Source organism: Sphingobacterium puteale, from assembly GCF_003627955.1.
In the GTDB taxonomy this organism is placed as follows: Bacteria; Bacteroidota; Bacteroidia; order Sphingobacteriales; family Sphingobacteriaceae; genus Sphingobacterium; species Sphingobacterium puteale.
On the sequence record NZ_RBWS01000002.1, the window covers coordinates 61,839 to 81,705 of the forward strand.

The window sequence follows — 19,867 nt, forward strand, 5'->3', positions numbered from 1 at the left end:
AGTCTATTGGTCGAATATTCCTAAACCTGAATTACACCAACGTTGTACCGCTCGATTATAGGTTTTTCATTGGCGGCCTCTATACCCATGCTGATTACCTTTCGGGTTTCCTGCGGGGCGATAATGCCATCCACCCAGAGCCTGGCAGCGGCGTAATAGGGACTTAATTGTTCGTTATATCGGTCTTCAATGGATTTGAGAAGGATATTTTTTTCCTCTTCATTGATTTCTTTCCCTTTGGCTTTTAATGCTGATTCTTGAATTTGAAATAATGTTTTACCAGCCGCATTGCCACTCATGACGGCCATTTGGGCCGTTGGCCAGGCATAGATCAAGCGTGGGTCATAGGCCTTTCCGCACATAGCGTAATTTCCTGCACCATAGCTATTGCCTACTATAAAAGTAAATTTTGGCACAACGGAATTTGCCATCGCGTTAACCATTTTAGCGCCATCTTTAATAATTCCACCTTGTTCGGATCGGCTACCCACCATAAATCCAGTGACATCCTGAAAGAAAACAAGGGGTATATTTTGCTGGTTGCAATTCATAATAAAGCGTGCAGCTTTGTCTGCTGAGTCACTATAAATAACACCGCCCATTTGCATTTCCATCGCATTACCGGGTTTCTTCGCTTTGATAATCTCCCGTTGGTTGGCGACAATACCTACTGCCCAGCCGTCTATACGTGCAAGCGCACATACAATTGTTTTACCATAATCGGGTTTATACTCCTCCAGTGTATCCGCATCAACAATTGCTTCGAGAATATCTTGCATCCGATAGGGTTTGGTACGGTCTTCCGGAAGAATTTCAATTATTTTTTCCGGATCTGTTTTTGGCGGATGGCTTTCTTTCCGATTGAAGTTTGCTTTTGCATGACCACCGATTTTATCGATCACATTTTTAATGGCCGTTAGGCAACTTTGGTCGTCAGGGAACTTATTGTCTGTAACACCCGATATTTCGGAATGCGTAGAAGCTCCTCCAAGTGTTTCCGCATCTACGGTCTCACCAATAGCCGATTTAACCAGATAAGGGCCAGCTAAGAAGACGGATCCTGTGCCTTCGACGATGAATGCGTAGTCTGACATGATGGGTAAATAGGCCCCTCCAGCTACACAGCTTCCCATAATCGCGGCGATCTGGGGGATGCCCATGGCCGACATACGTGCATTATTGCGGAATATACGGCCAAAGTGTTCTTTATCGGGAAAAATCTCATCTTGCATCGGGAGGAAGACACCTGCAGAATCCACCAGATAGATAATCGGAAGATTATTTTCCATAGCGATTTCCTGTGCGCGAAGATTTTTCTTGGCTGAGATGGGAAACCAAGCTCCGGCTTTGACGGTCGCATCGTTTGAGACGATAACACAAAGTTTGGATTTAACGTAGCCTATCACGGCAGCACAGCCAGCATTGGTACATCCCCCATGCTCAACATACATGCCTTCTCCGGCAAACATGCCAATCTCTAGATACTCACGGTCAGCATCCAGCAAGTAAGTTATTCTTTCCCAAGCCGACAGTTTACCTTTTTCTTTTAGTTTTTTGATTTTATCAATGCCACCACCGAGCTTTAGATTTTCTCTTTTTTGGTGAAGTAATGCGAGCAGCTCCTTCATAGTTTATAATTCTGGTTTAAAAGCGATGTAATTAAGAATTTCTTATTTTTAGATAAATTTAAAATAAAATTTTAGAATATTTGCAATTTTATTCCTAATTATTTTGATATATTTGAATTGTATTACCGATTGTAAATTTAATATTCATGCTTATGTTTATTGAAAATAAACAACAAATGGATATGATCAGACAAAGTGCACGTGATTTTGCACAGCATCATATCAAACCTTATGTGATGGAATGGGACGAAGCCCAAATATTTCCAATAGAAGTTTTTAAAAAATTAGGTGAACATGGTTTCATGGGTGTTATTGTTCCCGAGGAATACGGAGGTTCGGGCTTGGGGTACCAGGAGTATATTACTGTGCTGGATGAAATCTCCAAGGTTTGTGGATCGATCGGACTTTCGGTTGCGGCACATAACTCCTTGTGTACCAATCATATTTTGAGCTTTGCCAATGAAGAACAGAAGCGACGTTATCTTCCAAAGCTGGCCACAGCAGAATGGATCGGTGCCTGGGGACTTACAGAAACGGGGTCCGGCTCGGATGCCGGTGGTATGACCACATTTGCTGAGCGGGATGGGGATTATTACCTGTTGAATGGTTCAAAGAATTTTATTACGCACGCCATTAGCTCGAGTGTTGCCGTTGTGATTGCACGTACGGGGGAAAAGGGCGATAAAAAGGGGATGTCTGCATTTATCGTTGAAAAAGATACTCCTGGCTTTACAGCAGGAAAAAAGGAGAATAAATTAGGGATGCGTGCTTCAGAAACGGCATGTCTGTTTTTTGACAACTGTAGAATACACCGTGATCAGCTGATTGGTGAGGAGGGACAAGGATTTGTACAGGCATTGAAACTTTTAGACGGCGGTAGAATTTCTATTGCGGCGCTTTCTCTGGGTATTGCCCGGGGGGCCTATGAATGTGCACTAAAATATGCACATGAAAGAGAGCAGTTTGGAAAGAAGATTTACGATTTTCAGGCCGTTTCATTTGCCTTGGCGGATATGGCTACCCAGGTGGAGGCCAGTGAACTACTGACACGCCAGGCTGGTTATCTCAAAGATCATGGCGAGCGTGTGTCTAAGATCGGTGCAATGGCCAAATTATATGCTTCAGAGGCTGCAGTAAGCGTTTCCAATGAATCTGTGCAGATTTTTGGCGGGTATGGTTTTACGAAAGATTATCCCGCAGAGAAGTTCTTTCGCGATGCCAAACTGTGTACAATAGGAGAGGGGACTTCCAGCATTCAAAAGATGGTGATTGCCCGGGAAATTGAAAAAGACAGCTAATTATTCAGTATGGAAGATCAGGTAGTATTGGTTGATTGTCCGCGGGATGCTATACAGGGGCTGCATCATTTTATTGCAACGGATAAAAAAGTTAAACATATCAATAGGTTGATAGAAAGCGGCTTATTTGATGTGATTGATTTTGGTTCGTTTGTTTCTCCGAAGGCAGTACCGCAGTTGGCTGACACGAAAGATGTGCTGGCGGGTGTCGTAAAAGATGATCGCGTAAAGTTATTGGCAATAGTCGCCAACCTGAGGGGTGTCCAGGATGCCGTTCAGGAGGAAAAAATAGATTTGATAGGTTACCCGTTTTCGATATCAGAAACCTTTCAGTTGCGGAATACGAATAGAGGTCTGGAAGAATCTTATCGGCAATTGAAGGAAATGAAGGCATTGGCTGATGCCTATGGCAAGGTTCTGGTCGTCTACATCAGTATGGCGTTTGGCAATCCGTATAATGATCCCTGGTCTGCGGTACTGGTTGAGGAATGGATTGATAAGCTCATGCAGCTTGGCATCACGGAATTCTCCTTGGCGGATACAACTTCTGAGGCGAATGCGGCACAGATTACCGATCTCTTTGGTCTTGTTCGGACACGATATCCGCAGTTAGCCGTTGGTGCACATTTTCACGCAAAACGGGAAGACAGTCTTGCGAAGGTTCGTGCTGCTTATGATGCCGGTTGCCGTAAGTTTGAAGGAGCCTTATTAGGGTATGGCGGATGCCCTTTTGCCAAAGACGACCTGGTTGGAAATATCCCTTCTGAAATTTTACTGGATCTTTTCGGTCGAGGTAGCTTGACCGAAAGGGCGCGCTTAGAAGACAGTTTCAGACAAATGATCTTGTAGAAAAATCATGAAAAAATTAAATTTCATAAAGATACGTCGCGAACAGCATGTATTTATATTGATCCTTGCCCGACCAGAGAAAAGGAATGCCTTTAGTCCAACAATGGTCAGTGAGATTGCCTACGCCCTGGAAATCGCTAACAGTGATCCGGAGGTTCGTTTGGTACAGGTCGAAGCTGAGGGACCGGTATTTTGCGCAGGGATGGACTTAAAAGCTTTCGAAGATCCGACGGTTGATATTGGAAATCCCAGTATTCCAAAAGTAGAAAAGTCGCTGGCCGAATTGTTTGCACAGCTAAATAAACCATCCGTATGTGTGGTTCGGGGTGACGTTATTGCAGGCGGATTTTTGATAGCACTTTCCTGTACGTATTTGTTTGCTACGTCAGATGTACGGTTTGCACTGCCTGAAGTGAAGATTGGGCTTTTTCCATTTCAGGTGCTGGCTTTGCTGCTAGAATATATGCCCGAAAGGAGAGCAATGGATCTTTGTATCCGTGGTGGATCTTTCTCCGCCGCGGAAGCCCTGGAAAAGCAGCTGCTGTATGCCGTTTTACAACCGGGGGAAACTGAATTGGAAGCATTGAAAGACGCTATTATAGCGAATGCCCCCTTAGCTATTTCAAGGGGTTTTGAGGCGCTTGGTTACTTAAAAAAAAATCCGCAGGCGGATAACTATGCCTTTCTGCTGGATGAGCTCGCCAAGCTTCGCGAGACAGCCGATTTCCAGGAAGGGATGGTAGCAATGCGCGATAAACGAAAAGGGCATTGGAAGAATCGCTAATCAAAACGAACGAAAGCTCGGTCTGCTGGTCAACGGGGAAAATTCCCAGGGAATAGAACTCAGGGCAATCAGTAAAGCAAGGCCAAACCAGATTAATAGTATTTTAAAACGTCGATCATCCGTATCGGCGTTTTTGCTTTTTAGACTACCGATGAGTAGAAATATGCCAGCGATAATCATCATACTGCTATGCTCCATTCCAAAAAAACGAATCTGTCGTAAGTGTACGGCTGTGTTAAAATGAGTCAGAAAATACTGTGTGATCGGACTTAATATGTAGAGTATGATACCCAATAATGCCTGTGTATAAAATGTGAAAATAACCGCATTTTTCAGGAAGTTATCAGTAGGGGTGAAGCTATGCTTATTCTTTTTTTTATAAGCAAATCGTAGTAAACTGCTTATAAAAATTATCAAAATAATCCATCGCCAGGTGGAATGCAGTGCCAAAATGAAGGGGTAAATCGAAGTCATCACGTGACAAAGATGCGTATAAAATAAAAAAATCACATCAGTAGTCTGAATTTAAACGCGGTAAAAGACCGATCTGAAAGAATAAAGTGGATGTCAGGCGTTAACATTGGTCGAAGAAATAGGGGGGATGTTTGATAAATATATGGTGATTTTTATGTTTATATAATTTTTTTATCGTTTTGATTTTTAGTTTGTTAAAATTATATTATCTCACCTATTAACTTAAGGTTAATGCTGTTTTTAAGCTGATAAATGTGTTTTTTATATTTGCAAATTGAACTGTTCGACTACAAATTTCTATTGAGGAGTTCAAATTGAAATTAGGGAGACAAGGTTGAGGTGCTCGTGGCTGTTTTAAGTATTTTTTAAGCGTTTTACGCTATTTTTATTATATACATGGGTTTTTGTCGAAAAAAAGTACGAAGGCTTCCTACGGGGCTAATATGAGTTTTTTTTCGATTGAATGCACTTTAGGTTGGAAGTCGAATCAGGTGTCTTTATATTTTTTTCATTATGAATTTCGCAATGTTAATGTTTAATGTATTATTATTCAAAATTTTAAATTGTTTTATGTGAAGTGTTTGTTTTTTTATTTAGTGAAGTCGGGGGTATAGGGAATACCTCATTGATCATTTAAATCTTGGACAGTCGTTATTTTTTTTAATAATTTTTGGAAATATGGAAAACAAGTATCTATATTAGTGTATTAATTAAATAATACAGTAGTATGATTACTATCCAAAATCTAAATTTCAGTTATAGTAAATCCAGACCACTCTTTCTCCATATGGATCTCACATTGAAGCAAGGGCATATTTACGGATTACTTGGAAAGAATGGGGCGGGCAAGTCTACTTTGCTTAAGAACATGGCCGGTCTGGTGTTTCCTGTTTCGGGGCATGTCGAGGTCTTGGGGCATAACCCAAATCGACGCGAGCCTTCGCTGTTGCGGGAAGTCAGTTTTATTCCCGAGGAGTTTTATTTACCCGCGGTAAAGTCGGAACAATTTTTAAAAGCCAATGCAGGTTTTTATCCAAATTTTGACCGAGAATATTTTTATCGCCTGATCAATGAGTTTGAAATTCCGGTGGAGCAAAAATTGGCGGAGATGAGCTATGGCCAGAAGAAAAAATACATTATTTCCTTCGGTTTGGCTTCCAATACGAAAATCATTATCATGGATGAGCCTACAAATGGTCTGGATATTCCCTCTAAAGCGCAATTTCGTAAAATTATGGCTTCGGCTATTACAGACGACCGTTGTGTAATTATCTCGACCCATCAGGTGCGTGATCTGGATAATTTGATTGATGCGGTCATTTTGCTTGATGAGCATAAGGTTGCGTTGAATGCACCTATTAACCTGATTACCGATAAGCTCTGTTTCAAAAAGATGAAAGAGCTGTCTTTTGATGTGCTTCATGCGGAAGAAGCGCTTGGAGGTTTCAATGCGATTCTTCCAAATACACTGGGGGAGGATTCCAAACTGGATCTTGAGTTGCTGTTCAATGCCGTATTGTTGCAGAAGGAAAAAATTACAAATCTTATTAAAGTCGATGAATATGTCAAACCTATTTAATACAGCCCGTTTTTTTGCGCTGATCCGCAGGCAATGGATCGGTTTTGGACGAATTTATCTGATGTCAATAGGAGTGATAGCAGGTATTATATTTTGTTTTTATGCGTTCAATATCGGTTCAAATTATAGTGATATAAAAAATGAATCTGTCCAAGTTTATTCGGTGTTGAACTTTAGATCACCGTTGTTTTGTGTTTTAGGGATATTTTTTGCGACTGTAATTTCGAGTAGCTATTTTGCGGATCTCGGAAGTAAGACAAAAGCAATTTTTGAATTGATGATACCGGCCTCCCGACTGGAAAAATTTCTGGTGGGGATTTTCTATACGGTGGTCGTTAGCATCAGTTCTTACTTATTGATCTATTACCTGATCGATTTGGCCTTTGTCTCTTATTTACGTGGCTTTGGCCCTGCCACAAGAACCGAGGTAAATTCCCTTGGTGAGCAGGTCACAGTGGAATTTTGGCCATATTATTTTAGTGTGGATTACCCAAGAGGAGTTTTTTATTTATGTTTTTTACCATTCTTGTTGAATGCGGTATTTTTACTGGGGGGTATTGTCTTTAAGAGTTATCAATATATCAAAACGGCAATTTCACTTGTTGTTTACTGTGTGATCTGGATGTCTTTCTTTGTGTACCTGATGAAAAAGCAAACGGAGCACACTGTGCCGCATATGGATGATAGCTATTGGTCAGATGTTTATCACATTTTTGGTTTAATCACAGTAGCGGGAATAGTGCTCACATTGATATTCTGGGGGCTTGCCTTTTTAAGGCTAAAAGAGAAGGAGATTTAATATGGAATTTAGTGCCAACAAAGCAATTTATCTACAAATTGCAGAATATGTATGTGATCATATTTTAATGGAGACCTGGAAAACGAATGGTAAAGTACCATCTGTGCGGGAATTAGCCGTTCAGCTGGAAGTCAATCCTAATACGGTTATGCGGACATATGATCTACTGCAGCAGCAGGAGATTATCGCAAATAAGCGCGGGATCGGTTTCTTCCTGACCGAAGATTCTGTCAAAAAGGTTAAATCCTACCGGAAGACCATTTTTTTGGAAGAGGATCTTCCGCCTTTCTTTCGGAATATCTATTTATTGGAAATTGGTCTAAGTGAATTGGAGCAACGTTACAGACAGTTTGTTGAACAGAATTTTAATCAAAATGAATCATGAAATTAAGTACTAAATTATTGATAGGACTCGCAATAATCCTTTTTGCCGTTCCAACATTGGTAGCCTCTTATATTGTTCAAACCAATCGGGTAGATGAAAATGTTTATCATGCGGAGATGGACAAAGAAGTGTCAAATGCAGCTGCAAAGGATGTTTATTTTCGATCCTTTCCGGTGGGGAAATTCGACAAGCTTCAGCTACTCGGTTCGGATGCGAGGGGGATAAATCTGTATCTGGTAAAAAGCGATAAGTTTTTGATAAAGATCAATAAGAGCCAAGCTGATTTTGTAAAGTCAAAGGTGGATGGAGACGGTTGCCTTACCCTGGATTTTTTGGAAGGCGGTGATCGATATTACAAATCTGTTTATGTTTTTGCGCCGGATCTGAGCTTATTAAAATTGAAAAATGCCGGTGTGAATGAATTCTCGGCGAAGCTGGATAAAATTACCATTGTCGGTGATAGCATTGAAAGTCTTTCATTAAGTGGCGAAGCGGCTATAAATACACTTAATTTGATTTTGACAAACTCGCATATAGAAGATTTTGGATACCGCGACGACAAAAATACGGCGCCTGTCAATCATTTGTTTGTGGATGCGACGAATACGATGTTGGGATTGCCGCGTGTTGATTACAAGACAGCTCATATTCTTGCTAAGAATTCGGAGATCTATTTCAATAGAAAGGGGGACAAATCCAAAGTTGATGTGTTGGATATCAAGACGGAAGGGGCATCTTCTGTTCGGCTGGATAGCTTGCAGTGGAATACATTGCAAGGAAATCTATCAAACGACACGAAAATAGATTTGCCCGTACATGCGCTACGGGGTCTGATCAAATAGCAAGATTTTCTAATTTTGTTATGGGTATCTGGAAAAAAAAGGTCAACATCGCAGCATAGGCTATGTTGACCTTTTTTTATTAATGATTATGGGGTGATGCCCGGTACAACCTGCTGATCACTTGTGACACCGGGGGGCAGTTCGATGAGTTTGAAATTACGGAAGTGAATCTCTGATCCTTCAGATTCAAGACAGAGGTAGCCCTTTTTTATACTTGAATTACGTAGGCCATTGACGAATTTTCCATTGACCGCCAATTTGATGGTGCCATCAATACATACGATGGTGTATTTGTTCCATTCGCCTTTGCCCTTAGCTCTATTTTCAATGGACTTGCTGCGCGTTCCTCTGGGATTGTCCGGAACAGTTGTGACACCGCCTACACCAAAAAGCTCGCCGTGTACATAGGCGATCGGTGCCTGTTTTCCATCCATAAGGTTTTGATTTACCCAGTCTAATTCGAGCATTTGTACTTCGACGCCTCCGGGAAGTCTACCCGACGGGTCGGGGTTGGCGTCTGACCAGACAAAAATTCCTGAGTTGCCGCCCGCATACTGATGGTTCCATTCAACCTCAATCATAAAATTTTCATACTGCTTTGTGGAGCGTACAATACCTATTGGTTTTCCTTTGCAGATGAGCAGATTTTTCTTGATAAGCCAAGTGTCCCGATCCGTATTGACATTGATCCAATGTATTGTTTTTGAGTTTTTCTTATTTGCTATCCAATCTTCCCAGTGGATTTCCTGACCAAAATCGAATAAGGTTTTGGTTTGCGCTATGAGGCTACTATTATTAAGCAATAACGTGCTGAAAATAGTATAAATGAGTCTTTTCATCAGGTTTTAACACTTAACTAAATTTCGTCTTGCCCGGTATGGCAATTGGCGGACCATCGACATCGAGTTCCCAATTATAGGAAGCTAATTCAGGGCCAAGGTTTTCTTTTGAATTCATGACTTGTTCAAATGTCAAATTTTGACCTGTATAGCCCGCCATTCGAGCCCATATCGCCAAGAGGGTGCTATTGCTCATCCATTCGCCATCATTGATTGGTTTGTTACTTCGTATTGACGCAAACAGCTCATCATGTTGTGTCTGGTACATGTTGTTTTTTGTGCCGGTGTAGTCCCAGTCTATTTTTCCGGATATGGTATGCTTTCCGCCGATCACGACTTCAGCGATTCCCTCGGTTCCGAGCATACTTACCGAGTTTCTTGGAGTGGTTCCAGCTTGTTGTCGACAGAAGTGCGTTCCGATTGCCCCATTTGCATATTTAAATTCAATGGCAAAATGATCATAGATATTTCCATACTTTGGATCTATGCGGACTTGCCGGCCTCCTGTACCCATTGCAGAGATGGGCATGACATCGCCCATGGCCCAAGACATCATGTCTAGACTATGTACCGCCTGCTCGACAATAAAATCACCCGAAAGCCAGTTGTAATAAAACCAATTTCTCATTTGCTGCGTCATTTTATTCCATTCCGGGTGAGGCTCGATATAAGTTGCTTCACCGCCGTACCGAAATGTGCTGACTGATTTTACCTGGCCTATCGCTCCCTCCACTACTTTGGTAAATGTAGCCCGGTTCGGGAGGTCGTAACGGAAGCAAAAACCAGAGACAAGCGATAAGTTTAATTCTTTAGCTTTTTTTACCGACTGTTGTACGCTGTGTAATCCGGGGATATCGACCGCCATCGGTTTTTCACAGAAGATATGTTTTTTTGCTTGAACGGCAGCTTTTAAATGAAGTGGTCTAAATGCCGGGGGCGAGGTTAGCAGTACGACATCCACATCACTATTGATGACTTTTTCATATGCGTCAAATCCCAGAAATTTGTTTCCTTTGTCTATTTTTACTTGTTTCGGACGGACTTCCATTAAAGCGGCGTAAGATTCATCCATGCGATCCTGAAAAACATCTGCCATTGCAGTAATCTGGCAGTTCGGGTCGGCCTGTAAAGCTTGTATGGCTGCACCGGTACCCCTGCCGCCGCAACCTATTAATCCTACTTTAATAACCTGATCTTTGGATTGATCCGTAAAAGATAACAGGGTAGAGGTCGGTAGTGAAGTTCCGAGCGCAATAATACCGGATTTTTTCAGGAAGGACCTTCGTGAATTGTATTCTGGGTGGTTATCTGAATGAAGTGACATTTTTATATTTTATGGTTATGAATAAATATAATTATAATAAGATAAAGTGTTTGTCACAAGACTGTTTTATGCTATCGGTGTAAAAACTTTGTTATTTATTCCCGGGATGCAGAGGTTGATTTTCGGTGTTCTATTTGACAGTCCAAAAAATAAGTCTCAAACTCAAAATAATTTTTTTTGTTTTTCTTCTTTAGCATTTCCAATAAAAGTTCTACTGATTTATCGGCCATGAGACGAGTGGGCTGAGTAATCGTTGTCAAAGAAGGGTTTAGGCTATTCGCAAAGGGCGTGTTGCTGAATCCGATTAAATTCATGTTTTCAGGAATCTTTACCTTAAGCTTATTTAAAATATGTAAGACCTTCAACGATAGCGTGTCGGTGGTGGATAGAAGTGCGTCTGGAGGGAATGGGCTGCTTAATAAAGCGCTTATTTTTCGTTCGAGTTCCTCATCAATATTATCTTTAGGGCTTGAATAAGATATTTCAACAATATTATCTTCGTTGTAGGGAATCGAGCTGTTAAAAAGGGCATCTTTGTAGCCTTTAATTCGAGTGGCATTTCCGCCGATATCTTTACAGAGTAACAGAATAATGTTTTTGCGACCGTTTTTTATCATTTCCGCCGTAGCCTGATAAATCACTTTGTTGTTCTGTATACCGATCTTAAAGGTATCAAGCTGGTGATTTATTCGGTCAAATATAATGATCGGACATATTTGGTCCATGATGTACATTAACAACGATAGGCTGGAATCATTTTTTACAGGTGAAATAATGATGCCGTCAATATTATTCTGCACGCAGAGTTCCAATGCTTCTTTTTCCTTTTTCTCGTCGTTGAAGGTCTGTAATAAAATTAATTGGTAATTTGTTTGCGATAAGATAAGTGAGATTTCTTCATAAAAATCAAAGAAGAATGAGCTGGAAATAAAAGGGACAATAATAGCCAAGGTATTCGAACGTCCTGTTTTCAGGCTTTTGGCAGAAAAGTTTGGTATATAGTTAATCTTTTTGGTGTAAGCTAGAATCATTTTTTTTGTTTCCGCACTGATTTCATGACTATCGTTAAGCGCCTTGGAAATGGTGCCCGGTGAAAGGTTTAATTGCTTTCCAATCTCTTTTAAGGTGACTCTTTTCATGTTCTCTTTCCTCTCCATTTCTTATAATCGTTCCCGCTCCATTCACAAGGGAATAGAGATCGAAGTGTTTTTATACATGCTGCTTAGCAGGTTTAATTGTATTCAGATGATGAATTATTAAACTATAAAGATAAGATAAAAAAATATTTGTAGAGTAATTCAAATCCGGGGAATAAAAAAATTAGTTACAAATTCGTTGTTCACAATAATTAGGAATCTCAAAGAATTGGTAAAACAAGACTTCCATACCACTGAAGTAATGTCCGGATACAAATATTCGGCATCCAGCCACAAAAATTAGCTATATAATTGGATCGAGATTTGAAAAAAGTACTTAAAAAAAATTTTGGTTGGAAATCTCCAAAGGAATTAGTTCATTTGGAGATTTATTTGTTATAAAGCGTTCATAGAAGCAATATTGGGCAAGGAAGTCAAGCTTGGAAAACGCCCGATTCTGCTAACGGCCTTTTTGAGGTCCAATTAGAGAAATAGTAAACTATTTTTCTATAAGCCCATTATTGTTGAAGGTATATTTCGTAAGATCTATACCTGATACCCTGATCACAGCCTGCCTGATATTTTGCCGCGTTGCGGTTAAAGAAGCTGTATCTCCGTTTTTCAATTGCTCCTGGCATGCGTATGTAAAAAATATAGCCATATAAGAAAGTATCTCTGATATCTCCTGTTTTTGGTCATTGCTGAATTTTGCCAAATTGCTATTACTACCCATAGCGCTATGTATCTGCTTTCTTAAAAGCTCAATTCCTTGGCGGTAATTTCCGATCTCCTTACCACTGGTTGCCTACCAGGAAAGTAAAATGAAGGCGGTGAATACGTCTGGTACATTGTACCTGTTGAATCCAAATGGCCTGAGAATGCTTTCAAACTGCGCCATAAAATTTGCATTCCGTATTGTTTCGGCGGCAGACTTTGCTTTAATCTTATTGCCATTTGCGGCAATTGTTCCGATCAGTTCCAGCACTTGATCATGGACCTTTGCTGAGGACACAAAATTCAGATCTGAACTGGCAGTTCTGGAGGGCCTGCTCTTACCTGAATTTTCCCCGCTGCCGGATTTCATTCCGCGCTCAATGGCGCTTTTTGTTGTCAGGAACATAGCGTTATTAAAAGCGCCCTGGTACATTAATCCGGGATTGCCTATCTGTCCCCATGCTTTATTTCCGGCAAACAGGCCAAAAATAAGCGCCATAATTATAGCTTTACTTATATTTTTCATATCAAATCTAAAATAAACTTTACTTCAAAATTACTTCTGTGCAAGCGGAAGATGCCAAAAGCTGCTTAGCGCCATAGCATCGTTCCGTTACAGATCTCATTACGGTCCACTCCCTGCAGCCTGAGCTGGATAACATGATCGTCAACCCCTTGGTCTACATTATATTGCTGGCCGTCTGCCGGTATAATTGCCATTGCCCAGACGCCATCACTGAACACGCCGCTACCGGGCGAGCCGGTTGATTCAATAAAGCGGGTGCCTATCAACAGATATTTTCCATCCGGCGAAAAAACTGGATAGGTTTCTTCATCTGTACTCGCTGTCACCTGCTTTTTATTGCTGCCATCGGCATTCATCATCCAGATATGATTGCCGCTGGCATATGCAATCCGGGTACCATCCGGGCTGGGCTGCGGAGCTCCCCATTTGGACAGGTTGATATCTGCGATAACACTGGCGTTTGTATAAGCCGTATTGGTCCGGCAGAGTTTGTTGCCCACCATGAAAAGGAGTGTATTGTCCGGCATCCAGGCCATAATATTCTGCCGTATTTTTTCTCCACCATAGCTCAGCAAATGGTTTTCGACGCGGCCTTCAAGGTTCATGATCACGATGCCATCATGATATGTCGGCACTACTGCGATCTTAGATCTATTCGGCGAAAATTTAGGCGAGGCATAATCTCCCTCTGTGGGATAGTACCTGAATTGTCCCGTTACCTGTCCGTCACTTATATTGCTTATCGTAATAAGATTGGCGTCCCAATCGGTATCACCGGTATTGGCAGAGGTAATCGTCTTTTGCCCGTCCATACTCACGTCCCAGTCATGACGGTCATAGTCCTCGGGTAAAAGCAGTCCCTTTGTTTTTGTCGCCAGGTCAATATAACGCACCCCTTCTGTTGGTGAGCTATAGTAAATGCGTCCCTTACCCCAAGAGCTATTACCTCTGTCAGGTCCGGAACTGTCATCCTTCTTGCAGCCGGCAAGCAGAACTGTTAGCAGGAAGAAATAACTAAAAAAAGATAGCTTTTTCATAGTTTATAGTTTTAAACGTCATTGTTATATTGTTACCATACCGCATCATGCTTAAAGTATTGCTATTATCTATCGCCAGACAAAATCGCCGACAATGGTGATCCCAAGCCCTCTTGAATCCGGAGCTCCTTTGACGGCAGGGTGTATCACGCGGTTATCTTCACCTGGCCCTACTTTGTAAACCTGACCATCGGCGGGGATGGCACATAGATGAAAGGCAGTAGTACCGCTGCCAGGCGCCCCGGCCCTTGAATTGGCCTTCATCGCTATATACTTGCTGTCTGGGGAAAAGCAGGGAGACTCCTCTCTTTGATTACTTTCGGAAACCTGGTGGAAATCGCTGCCATCGGCATTCATCAGCCAGATATGGTTACCGGCAGGTAAGACGATTTTCTTGCCATCCGGACTTGCTGTTGCATGACCTCTCCAATCGTCAAACGGAATGTCCCGCACCTTCGTGGCCCGGTTAAAATCTGCTGAGGTGCGCCATAGGCCACCGTCCTTTTTAAATAGAATCGTTCCGCCGGGTTCCCAGTAGATAGGGTCAAGGTATTCAAATTCATGGGTACTTCCGTATCCGGAAATATTGTGCAGGACATTGCCGTTCATGTCCAGGATTACCAGACCATCCCGCAATGTAGGCCTTAATGCTAACAGATTTCCATCAGGAGAGATATGAGGTAAGCCACCATTGTTATCATTTGGTTCGTAAAATATCTCCTTGATTGTTGATCCATTATTGGCATTAAAGATAATATACCTAGTATCAAATGTCGCAGCCTTAACCTGTTTGACACCTTTGGTTCCATCCCAGCTGATGTCCCAGCCGGAACCGTTGGACCAGTTCCCGATAACACCCGATAGGACACCGGTGCCCATATCAAGGCGGGTAATGCCTTCTGTTCCCTGTTTAATGAAAATAGCTCCTATACCATAATTACGGTCGTTGCCGTTATTGCCACCGTCCGGGCCAGGACCATCACTTTTACTGCAGGAAATAAACCCACATAATGCAGAAATTGCAAGTATTATTAAGCTAACCTTTTTCATATTGCTTATTTATCGTTGATAAATTTTGTGAATAATAAGTGCCGGTACTTTCTTATTAACTGGATCAGACGAAATTACCGAGATGGTTTACTGTAGACTGGCTATCTTAAAATGGTTAACTTCAACAATGGAGAAACGGTTGGCATAAAGCCCGGCTCTGTTAATCGTAGCTACACCTGTTGCAGCCATGCTATACACTTCCTGGTCATTGACATGAAAATACACTTTGCCATCTTTGAGCAGTACTTTTAAGGTATTATACCCCCTTATGTTTATATTAGCACCAGCTGACCAATCAACAATATCTTCCCAAGGATCGGAACTTTTTGAATTGTATCTGGTAATCTTCCACTCTCCACTCTGGGATATAACCAGAGCATAGAACGATAGATCTGTACCGTCCTTTCGGAAATTCCATATTAATCCCCCATGTCCATATCGGTTGTCCGAAAAATAAGTAGGCTTCACGCTTACCTCAACATACATGGAGCCACTGCTGGGAGCGAAATCTTCCGATACCCTACTGGTAATAGCCATTGTCGCAGAACCTTTAAGAACATATACGCCATTTTCATAACCATAATAGGTGTCCCCGGCCGAGTAACCGACACCCCATTTCTCATCGTTTTTACTGAAATCGGTTTCATACAGTACCGTTTCTCCTAGCCTGACATCATCTTTCTTACATGATACCAGGATAAATAGCAGAAGTGCCAGGCTTGTTATTAAATTATATGTCTTTGTCATAGTCAGATTTGTAATAAGTAATTATCAACTATTGGTCCTTCAGTATTTAAGACTTGTAATTATAGTGAATGATATCTTTACACCTGTTTTAACTCACAAGCAGGAAATGAATAACAGCTTGGACAATCGATGGAAACTCTGTGCCTTCTCAAGCGCAGTTAGTTTATCATTATAGCTTTTTTGTTAAACCGTTTTTTGAGAGGGTCATACTGCGCAAATCCAGCTGATTTTTTCGGAGGAAACGGTTGTGAACCATATCCGAGTACGCACGCGCTTCTTTGATCATCCCTTCTTTTTTTGCTGAATTATAGGACTCGTTTGCGAGAATAAGATCGTAGATCATATATTCGGCAGCTTCCTGTTTTTGTTCGTTGCTCCATCCGGCGACGTCCAGGGTTAAGGTCACCTGTTCGCGTACTGCCTGTATCTTATCTGCACCGGGATCGGCAGCCTTGTTGGCAATGCGCCACATCCCCAGGATATAAGCCGCAAAAGCATCCGCATAATTATGCTGCACATCCAGCCCTAAACTTTTGAGGTATGTTACATACCGGGGAAATGGTTTATCCAGCTTAAAGGCCTTTTCAAGGCTGTTTCCAACCTGATGATTTTTCTGTTTGATAGTATTGATGATGTCCTGCTGTACGGTCTGTGATGTTGTTACCGAAGGGCCGAACAAAAACGCAGCATTATTTACAGACGACTTTGCTTTGGTACCCGCTTTTTTTGTCCTACTTCCTGCTTTGCCATACGCTATATCGTTCATGATATTCTGATTGACAAAGGACTGGATTGTGTTATTGTACATCAGGTTATTCTGCGCGATCATCATGGTAGCGCCCGGATCATACTGAGCAAATGCGGGTCCGGAAAGAAAGATAATAAGCAGTTGAAGTATCTGTTTCATAGCATAAAAAATTTTATGACCGTTGTAACCGCGTAAGTGCCAGGTTTTGAAAGCATATGTTAAGAGCTACCATAAACTATTGGGAACTTAACGCTATCCAAAATTATTCTCCTTTTATCCTTGAGGCAATACTCCCAAAGGAGTATTTTTATCTGCCCGGCAATTATTCCGGGCAATTATTGTTATTATTACTTTAAATTATTAGGCGATGAAAGGTTTACTGTTGATCTGTATGGCGGGTTTGCTTTGCATATGCAATGTTCTGGCACAGCCTTATCAGCATCGGGCCGACAGCCTGAAAAAGCTGCTGGAAGCTGCTATGTCTGATACAGCCCGCAGCGACCTTATGGGAAGCATTGCCATAGCATATGCGCGGATGGGCAAATTCGATACCGCCCATGAATTTGCAGGTAAAGCGCTGGCGTTTGCGAGAAAACAATCTTATCCCTATTATGAGGCACAGGCCCGCTATAGTCTCGGGAATATATATATGCTGTCGTTTTCTATGGATAACGCTATCATTCAGTACGATCTGGCCAGAAATTTACTCGGGCATGATGGGAACGCTGCATCCAGGGCACTTTACCTTCGTACCACTATTAACCAGGCCCAGGCATGGTTCAATAAAAGCTACCATGAAAAAGGAGCCTCATTGCTGATTGAGATTTTACCGGAGCTTGAAAAAGGAGCCGATAAAGAAGCATACGCAGCCAGCCTGCATAATCTCTCCGCTGCATTTATTACCCTTCGGCAATATCCTCAAGCTTACCCTTACCAGCTTAAAGATATTGAACTTGCTGAACAGACCGATGCAGGGGCTGGCAGCAAAGCAGAATCTTATCTCAATGCAGCGCTGCTGATGTATTATATGGACAGCCTAAGCAGTCTCAGTAATTACCTCCGTAAAGCGGATCAGCAATTAAGAATTTTGGGAAAAGACCGCCTATGGACAAGGTTTTACAGTTACGAGGCTTTGTCTTATCTTCTGCAGAAGCAACAAGGGAAGGCAAGCAAGGCTATTGAGCGGGCTTTCAGTAATCTTACTGCTTTCCCGGACCGGGAAACTGAATATGACGCATATGAATCCAGGAAAACAGTTGAAGCGGCACAGGGCAATTACAAAGCTGCACTGGTATCCGCACAGGTAATTGAAAAAATGGCAAGGGAAGATGAGCTGCCTGAATATTCACTTCCTGCTTTAAAGGATATAGCGACTTATGCCAATCTGGCCGGTAACACTGAATTGGCTTATATTTATTTAAATAAATATACCTTGTTTAAGGACAGCATAGATAAGCAACAAACCGCGTTTAAAATAAATGAGCTCGAGCTCAGATACCAGACTGCACAGAAGGAGCGTCATATTGCCGACCTGCAGGCAAAATCTGAAATGCAAAAACTTCTGTTATGCTTCCTTGCAGCGTTATCTTTACTATCGCTGTTGTTTTTCCTGTACCGCTCCCGGCAAAAAAAGAAGCTGGCACGGCAACAACTGCAGACATTACAGCAACAGAGGCATGTGGAGGTGGCGCAAGCCCTGATTGCTGGCGAAGAACGCGAACGCGGCCGGTTGGCACGGGATCTTCATGATGGCCTTGGTGGCATGCTGGCTGCTATCAAGCTTAACCTTTCACAGCTTGTTTCAAAAAAACGGCAATTGGAAAAGGGCGATCTGGACCACACTATTGACCGGCTGGGACATTCTGTAAATGAATTAAGGCGCATATCGAGGAATATGATGCCGGAGTCCCTGTTACAATCGGGGCTTGCAGTAGCATTGAAAGATCTTTGTGATGAAGCTATGCTTCCGGGACTTAAGATCATTTTTAAAGCTTTTGATCTTGAAGAAAATTTCTCTGCTCAGGTTAAGGTTATGATTTACCGTATCGTTCAGGAGCTTGTTTACAATGCCGTAAAACATGCCGATGCCTCAAAAATTATGGTGCAGTGCAGCCAGTCGGACCAATATTTCTTTATTACTGTGGAGGATAACGGCCAGGGTTTTTCGATTGATAGTATCCCCAAACACAGCCGTGGGTTGAAAAATGTTCAAAGCCGTGTGGATCTGTTGAACGGAAAAATAGAAATAGACAGCTCAGGTGGAGGTACTAATATTAATATAGAATTATATGTGGGATAATAGCAGAAAGGTCCGGGTGATCATCGTTGATGACCATCCGCTGGTTATCGAAGGAATTAAAAATGTCATTCAGGGAAATGATGGGCTGGAATTGGTGGGGCAGTTTGGTTCTGCAAAGGCGCTATCGGATTCTTTGGAGATGGGCGGGGTTGATCTAGTATTACTGGATATTACACTACCCGACGGAAACGGAATAAGTATTTGTAAGGAACTAAAGAAATCTTATCCGGACCTTGTCATAATTGCTCTCAGTAACCTGAGTGAACGGAGCATCATCAAGCAAATGCTGCAAAGTGGTGCCAGCGGTTATCTGCTAAAGACAGCAGATCCATGCGATATATTAAACTGTATGCAGGATGCGCTGGATGGAAAGATTGTCCTGAGCAGTGAGTTGAAAGTGAATTTTGATATGGTAGTGCTTAACGAGCCGGAGGAAATTCCGGAGCTCACCATAAGGGAGAAACAGATACTTCAATTATTGGCAGCAGGTAGGACATCTGCAGAAATAGCAACGGAGTTGTTTATCAGCCCGCTCACAGTCAAAACCCACCGGGCCACACTATTGCACAAGTTTGAAACAGGAAATATTCTTACTGCTGTTAATAAAGCAAGAGAAAGCGGTATACTACCGAAGTAATTTTACTGGAACTATATTATCGCCATGCGTATCTCGTTTATCGGTTAAGTATTCGAATTCTCCATTCATTCTTTGCCACACTATTGCACAAGTTTGAAACAGGAAATATTCTTACTGCTGTTAATAAAGCAAGAGAAAGCGGTATACTACCGAAGTAATTTTACTGGAACTA

Annotated in this window: 20 protein-coding genes; 9 read left to right on the forward strand and 11 right to left on the reverse strand. The window is 41.9% G+C overall.

Annotated elements, in window-relative coordinates; genetic code table 11:
* Positions 1–20 precede the first annotated feature (20 nt).
* A complete protein-coding gene (locus D7322_RS03555; protein WP_121121393.1) occupies positions 21–1,628 on the reverse strand; it encodes an acyl-CoA carboxylase subunit beta in 1,608 nt (535 codons plus the stop codon).
* Between the two features lie 152 nt (positions 1,629–1,780).
* Here D7322_RS03555 and D7322_RS03560 point away from each other — a divergent pair, with 152 nt between their 5' ends.
* From D7322_RS03560 to D7322_RS03570, 3 genes are read left to right on the forward strand one after another with little or no spacing between them, the layout of a single operon-like run.
* A complete protein-coding gene (locus D7322_RS03560; protein WP_121121395.1) occupies positions 1,781–2,926 on the forward strand; it encodes an acyl-CoA dehydrogenase family protein in 1,146 nt (381 codons plus the stop codon).
* A gap of 9 nt (positions 2,927–2,935) precedes the next feature.
* The gene (locus D7322_RS03565) at positions 2,936–3,775 is read left to right on the forward strand and encodes a hydroxymethylglutaryl-CoA lyase (RefSeq protein ID WP_121121397.1); all 840 of its coding nucleotides are present in this window, start codon (positions 2,936–2,938) and stop codon (positions 3,773–3,775) included.
* A gap of 7 nt (positions 3,776–3,782) precedes the next feature.
* Positions 3,783–4,559 (forward strand): enoyl-CoA hydratase/isomerase family protein, encoded by a 777-nt coding sequence (locus D7322_RS03570; RefSeq protein WP_121121399.1) that lies wholly within the window; start codon positions 3,783–3,785, stop codon positions 4,557–4,559.
* Here the strand turns inward: D7322_RS03570 and D7322_RS03575 are convergent, their stop codons facing one another.
* Positions 4,560–5,033 (reverse strand): hypothetical protein, encoded by a 474-nt coding sequence (locus tag D7322_RS03575; protein ID WP_121121401.1) that lies wholly within the window; start codon positions 5,031–5,033, stop codon positions 4,560–4,562. It lies immediately after the preceding gene.
* Between the two features lie 727 nt (positions 5,034–5,760).
* Between D7322_RS03575 and D7322_RS03580 the strand changes: the two genes are divergently transcribed.
* From D7322_RS03580 to D7322_RS03595, 4 genes are read left to right on the forward strand one after another with little or no spacing between them, the layout of a single operon-like run.
* Entirely contained in the window at positions 5,761–6,612 is an 852-nt protein-coding gene (locus tag D7322_RS03580; RefSeq protein WP_121121403.1) for an ABC transporter ATP-binding protein, read from the forward strand.
* On the forward strand, positions 6,596–7,411 hold the full coding sequence (locus tag D7322_RS03585; protein WP_147430284.1) for a hypothetical protein: 816 nt from the start codon (positions 6,596–6,598) through the stop codon (positions 7,409–7,411). The genes D7322_RS03580 and D7322_RS03585 overlap by 17 nt, the downstream gene beginning before the upstream one ends.
* Position 7,412: 1 nt before the next feature.
* Entirely contained in the window at positions 7,413–7,796 is a 384-nt protein-coding gene (locus D7322_RS03590; protein WP_121121407.1) for a GntR family transcriptional regulator, read from the forward strand.
* Entirely contained in the window at positions 7,793–8,638 is an 846-nt protein-coding gene (locus tag D7322_RS03595; protein WP_121121409.1) for a hypothetical protein, read from the forward strand. Before D7322_RS03590 ends, D7322_RS03595 begins: the two co-directional genes overlap by 4 nt.
* 86 nt (positions 8,639–8,724) lie before the next feature.
* On the opposite strand, the gene D7322_RS03600 is transcribed toward D7322_RS03595, so the two are convergent.
* The 9 genes from D7322_RS03600 to D7322_RS03640 form a co-directional block, all read right to left on the reverse strand.
* Positions 8,725–9,477, reverse strand: a complete 753-nt coding sequence (locus D7322_RS03600) for a 3-keto-disaccharide hydrolase (RefSeq protein ID WP_121121411.1) — start codon at positions 9,475–9,477, stop codon at positions 8,725–8,727.
* Positions 9,478–9,490: 13 nt separating this feature from the next.
* A complete protein-coding gene (locus D7322_RS03605; protein WP_121121413.1) occupies positions 9,491–10,801 on the reverse strand; it encodes a Gfo/Idh/MocA family protein in 1,311 nt (436 codons plus the stop codon).
* Positions 10,802–10,896: 95 nt separating this feature from the next.
* Entirely contained in the window at positions 10,897–11,958 is a 1,062-nt protein-coding gene (locus tag D7322_RS03610; RefSeq protein ID WP_121121415.1) for a LacI family DNA-binding transcriptional regulator, read from the reverse strand.
* 478 nt (positions 11,959–12,436) lie between these two features.
* The gene (locus D7322_RS29210) at positions 12,437–12,724 is read right to left on the reverse strand and encodes a DUF6683 family protein (RefSeq protein WP_394342581.1); all 288 of its coding nucleotides are present in this window, start codon (positions 12,722–12,724) and stop codon (positions 12,437–12,439) included.
* Between the two features lie 18 nt (positions 12,725–12,742).
* Positions 12,743–13,150 (reverse strand): hypothetical protein, encoded by a 408-nt coding sequence (locus D7322_RS03620; RefSeq protein WP_147430285.1) that lies wholly within the window; start codon positions 13,148–13,150, stop codon positions 12,743–12,745.
* Between the two features lie 92 nt (positions 13,151–13,242).
* A complete protein-coding gene (locus D7322_RS03625; protein WP_121121421.1) occupies positions 13,243–14,214 on the reverse strand; it encodes a TolB family protein in 972 nt (323 codons plus the stop codon).
* Between the two features lie 69 nt (positions 14,215–14,283).
* On the reverse strand, positions 14,284–15,264 hold the full coding sequence (locus tag D7322_RS03630; RefSeq protein ID WP_121121423.1) for a TolB family protein: 981 nt from the start codon (positions 15,262–15,264) through the stop codon (positions 14,284–14,286).
* An 87-nt stretch (positions 15,265–15,351) separates the two neighbouring features.
* Positions 15,352–16,011, reverse strand: a complete 660-nt coding sequence (locus tag D7322_RS03635; RefSeq protein WP_121121425.1) for a hypothetical protein — start codon at positions 16,009–16,011, stop codon at positions 15,352–15,354.
* A gap of 169 nt (positions 16,012–16,180) precedes the next feature.
* Positions 16,181–16,918, reverse strand: a complete 738-nt coding sequence (locus D7322_RS03640) for a hypothetical protein (protein ID WP_121121427.1) — start codon at positions 16,916–16,918, stop codon at positions 16,181–16,183.
* A gap of 208 nt (positions 16,919–17,126) precedes the next feature.
* Here D7322_RS03640 and D7322_RS03645 point away from each other — a divergent pair, with 208 nt between their 5' ends.
* On the forward strand, positions 17,127–19,058 hold the full coding sequence (locus D7322_RS03645; RefSeq protein ID WP_121121429.1) for a sensor histidine kinase: 1,932 nt from the start codon (positions 17,127–17,129) through the stop codon (positions 19,056–19,058).
* A complete protein-coding gene (locus D7322_RS03650) occupies positions 19,048–19,695 on the forward strand; it encodes a response regulator (protein ID WP_121121431.1) in 648 nt (215 codons plus the stop codon). The genes D7322_RS03645 and D7322_RS03650 overlap by 11 nt, the downstream gene beginning before the upstream one ends.
* Positions 19,696–19,867: the final 172 nt, after the last annotated feature.

What these genes read in the sequence shown, in the direction of transcription:
- D7322_RS03600 (WP_121121411.1), bottom strand. Translation starts at nt 9,477, where the DNA reads ATGAAAAGACTCATTTATACTATTTTCAGCACGTTATTGCTTAATAAT.
- D7322_RS03585 (WP_147430284.1), top strand. Translation starts at nt 6,596, where the DNA reads ATGTCAAACCTATTTAATACAGCCCGTTTTTTTGCGCTGATCCGCAGG.
- D7322_RS03630 (WP_121121423.1), bottom strand. Translation starts at nt 15,264, where the DNA reads ATGAAAAAGGTTAGCTTAATAATACTTGCAATTTCTGCATTATGTGGG.
- D7322_RS03650 (WP_121121431.1), top strand. Translation starts at nt 19,048, where the DNA reads ATGTGGGATAATAGCAGAAAGGTCCGGGTGATCATCGTTGATGACCAT.
- D7322_RS03620 (WP_147430285.1), bottom strand. Translation starts at nt 13,150, where the DNA reads ATGGCGCTTATTTTTGGCCTGTTTGCCGGAAATAAAGCATGGGGACAG.
- D7322_RS03565 (WP_121121397.1), top strand. Translation starts at nt 2,936, where the DNA reads ATGGAAGATCAGGTAGTATTGGTTGATTGTCCGCGGGATGCTATACAG.
- D7322_RS03570 (WP_121121399.1), top strand. Translation starts at nt 3,783, where the DNA reads ATGAAAAAATTAAATTTCATAAAGATACGTCGCGAACAGCATGTATTT.
- D7322_RS03645 (WP_121121429.1), top strand. Translation starts at nt 17,127, where the DNA reads ATGAAAGGTTTACTGTTGATCTGTATGGCGGGTTTGCTTTGCATATGC.
- D7322_RS03595 (WP_121121409.1), top strand. Translation starts at nt 7,793, where the DNA reads ATGAAATTAAGTACTAAATTATTGATAGGACTCGCAATAATCCTTTTT.
- D7322_RS03625 (WP_121121421.1), bottom strand. Translation starts at nt 14,214, where the DNA reads ATGAAAAAGCTATCTTTTTTTAGTTATTTCTTCCTGCTAACAGTTCTG.
- D7322_RS03605 (WP_121121413.1), bottom strand. Translation starts at nt 10,801, where the DNA reads ATGTCACTTCATTCAGATAACCACCCAGAATACAATTCACGAAGGTCC.
- D7322_RS03560 (WP_121121395.1), top strand. Translation starts at nt 1,781, where the DNA reads ATGTTTATTGAAAATAAACAACAAATGGATATGATCAGACAAAGTGCA.
- D7322_RS03610 (WP_121121415.1), bottom strand. Translation starts at nt 11,958, where the DNA reads ATGGAGAGGAAAGAGAACATGAAAAGAGTCACCTTAAAAGAGATTGGA.
- D7322_RS03580 (WP_121121403.1), top strand. Translation starts at nt 5,761, where the DNA reads ATGATTACTATCCAAAATCTAAATTTCAGTTATAGTAAATCCAGACCA.
- D7322_RS03590 (WP_121121407.1), top strand. Translation starts at nt 7,413, where the DNA reads ATGGAATTTAGTGCCAACAAAGCAATTTATCTACAAATTGCAGAATAT.
- D7322_RS03575 (WP_121121401.1), bottom strand. Translation starts at nt 5,033, where the DNA reads ATGACTTCGATTTACCCCTTCATTTTGGCACTGCATTCCACCTGGCGA.
- D7322_RS03635 (WP_121121425.1), bottom strand. Translation starts at nt 16,011, where the DNA reads ATGACAAAGACATATAATTTAATAACAAGCCTGGCACTTCTGCTATTT.
- D7322_RS03555 (WP_121121393.1), bottom strand. Translation starts at nt 1,628, where the DNA reads ATGAAGGAGCTGCTCGCATTACTTCACCAAAAAAGAGAAAATCTAAAG.
- D7322_RS03640 (WP_121121427.1), bottom strand. Translation starts at nt 16,918, where the DNA reads ATGAAACAGATACTTCAACTGCTTATTATCTTTCTTTCCGGACCCGCA.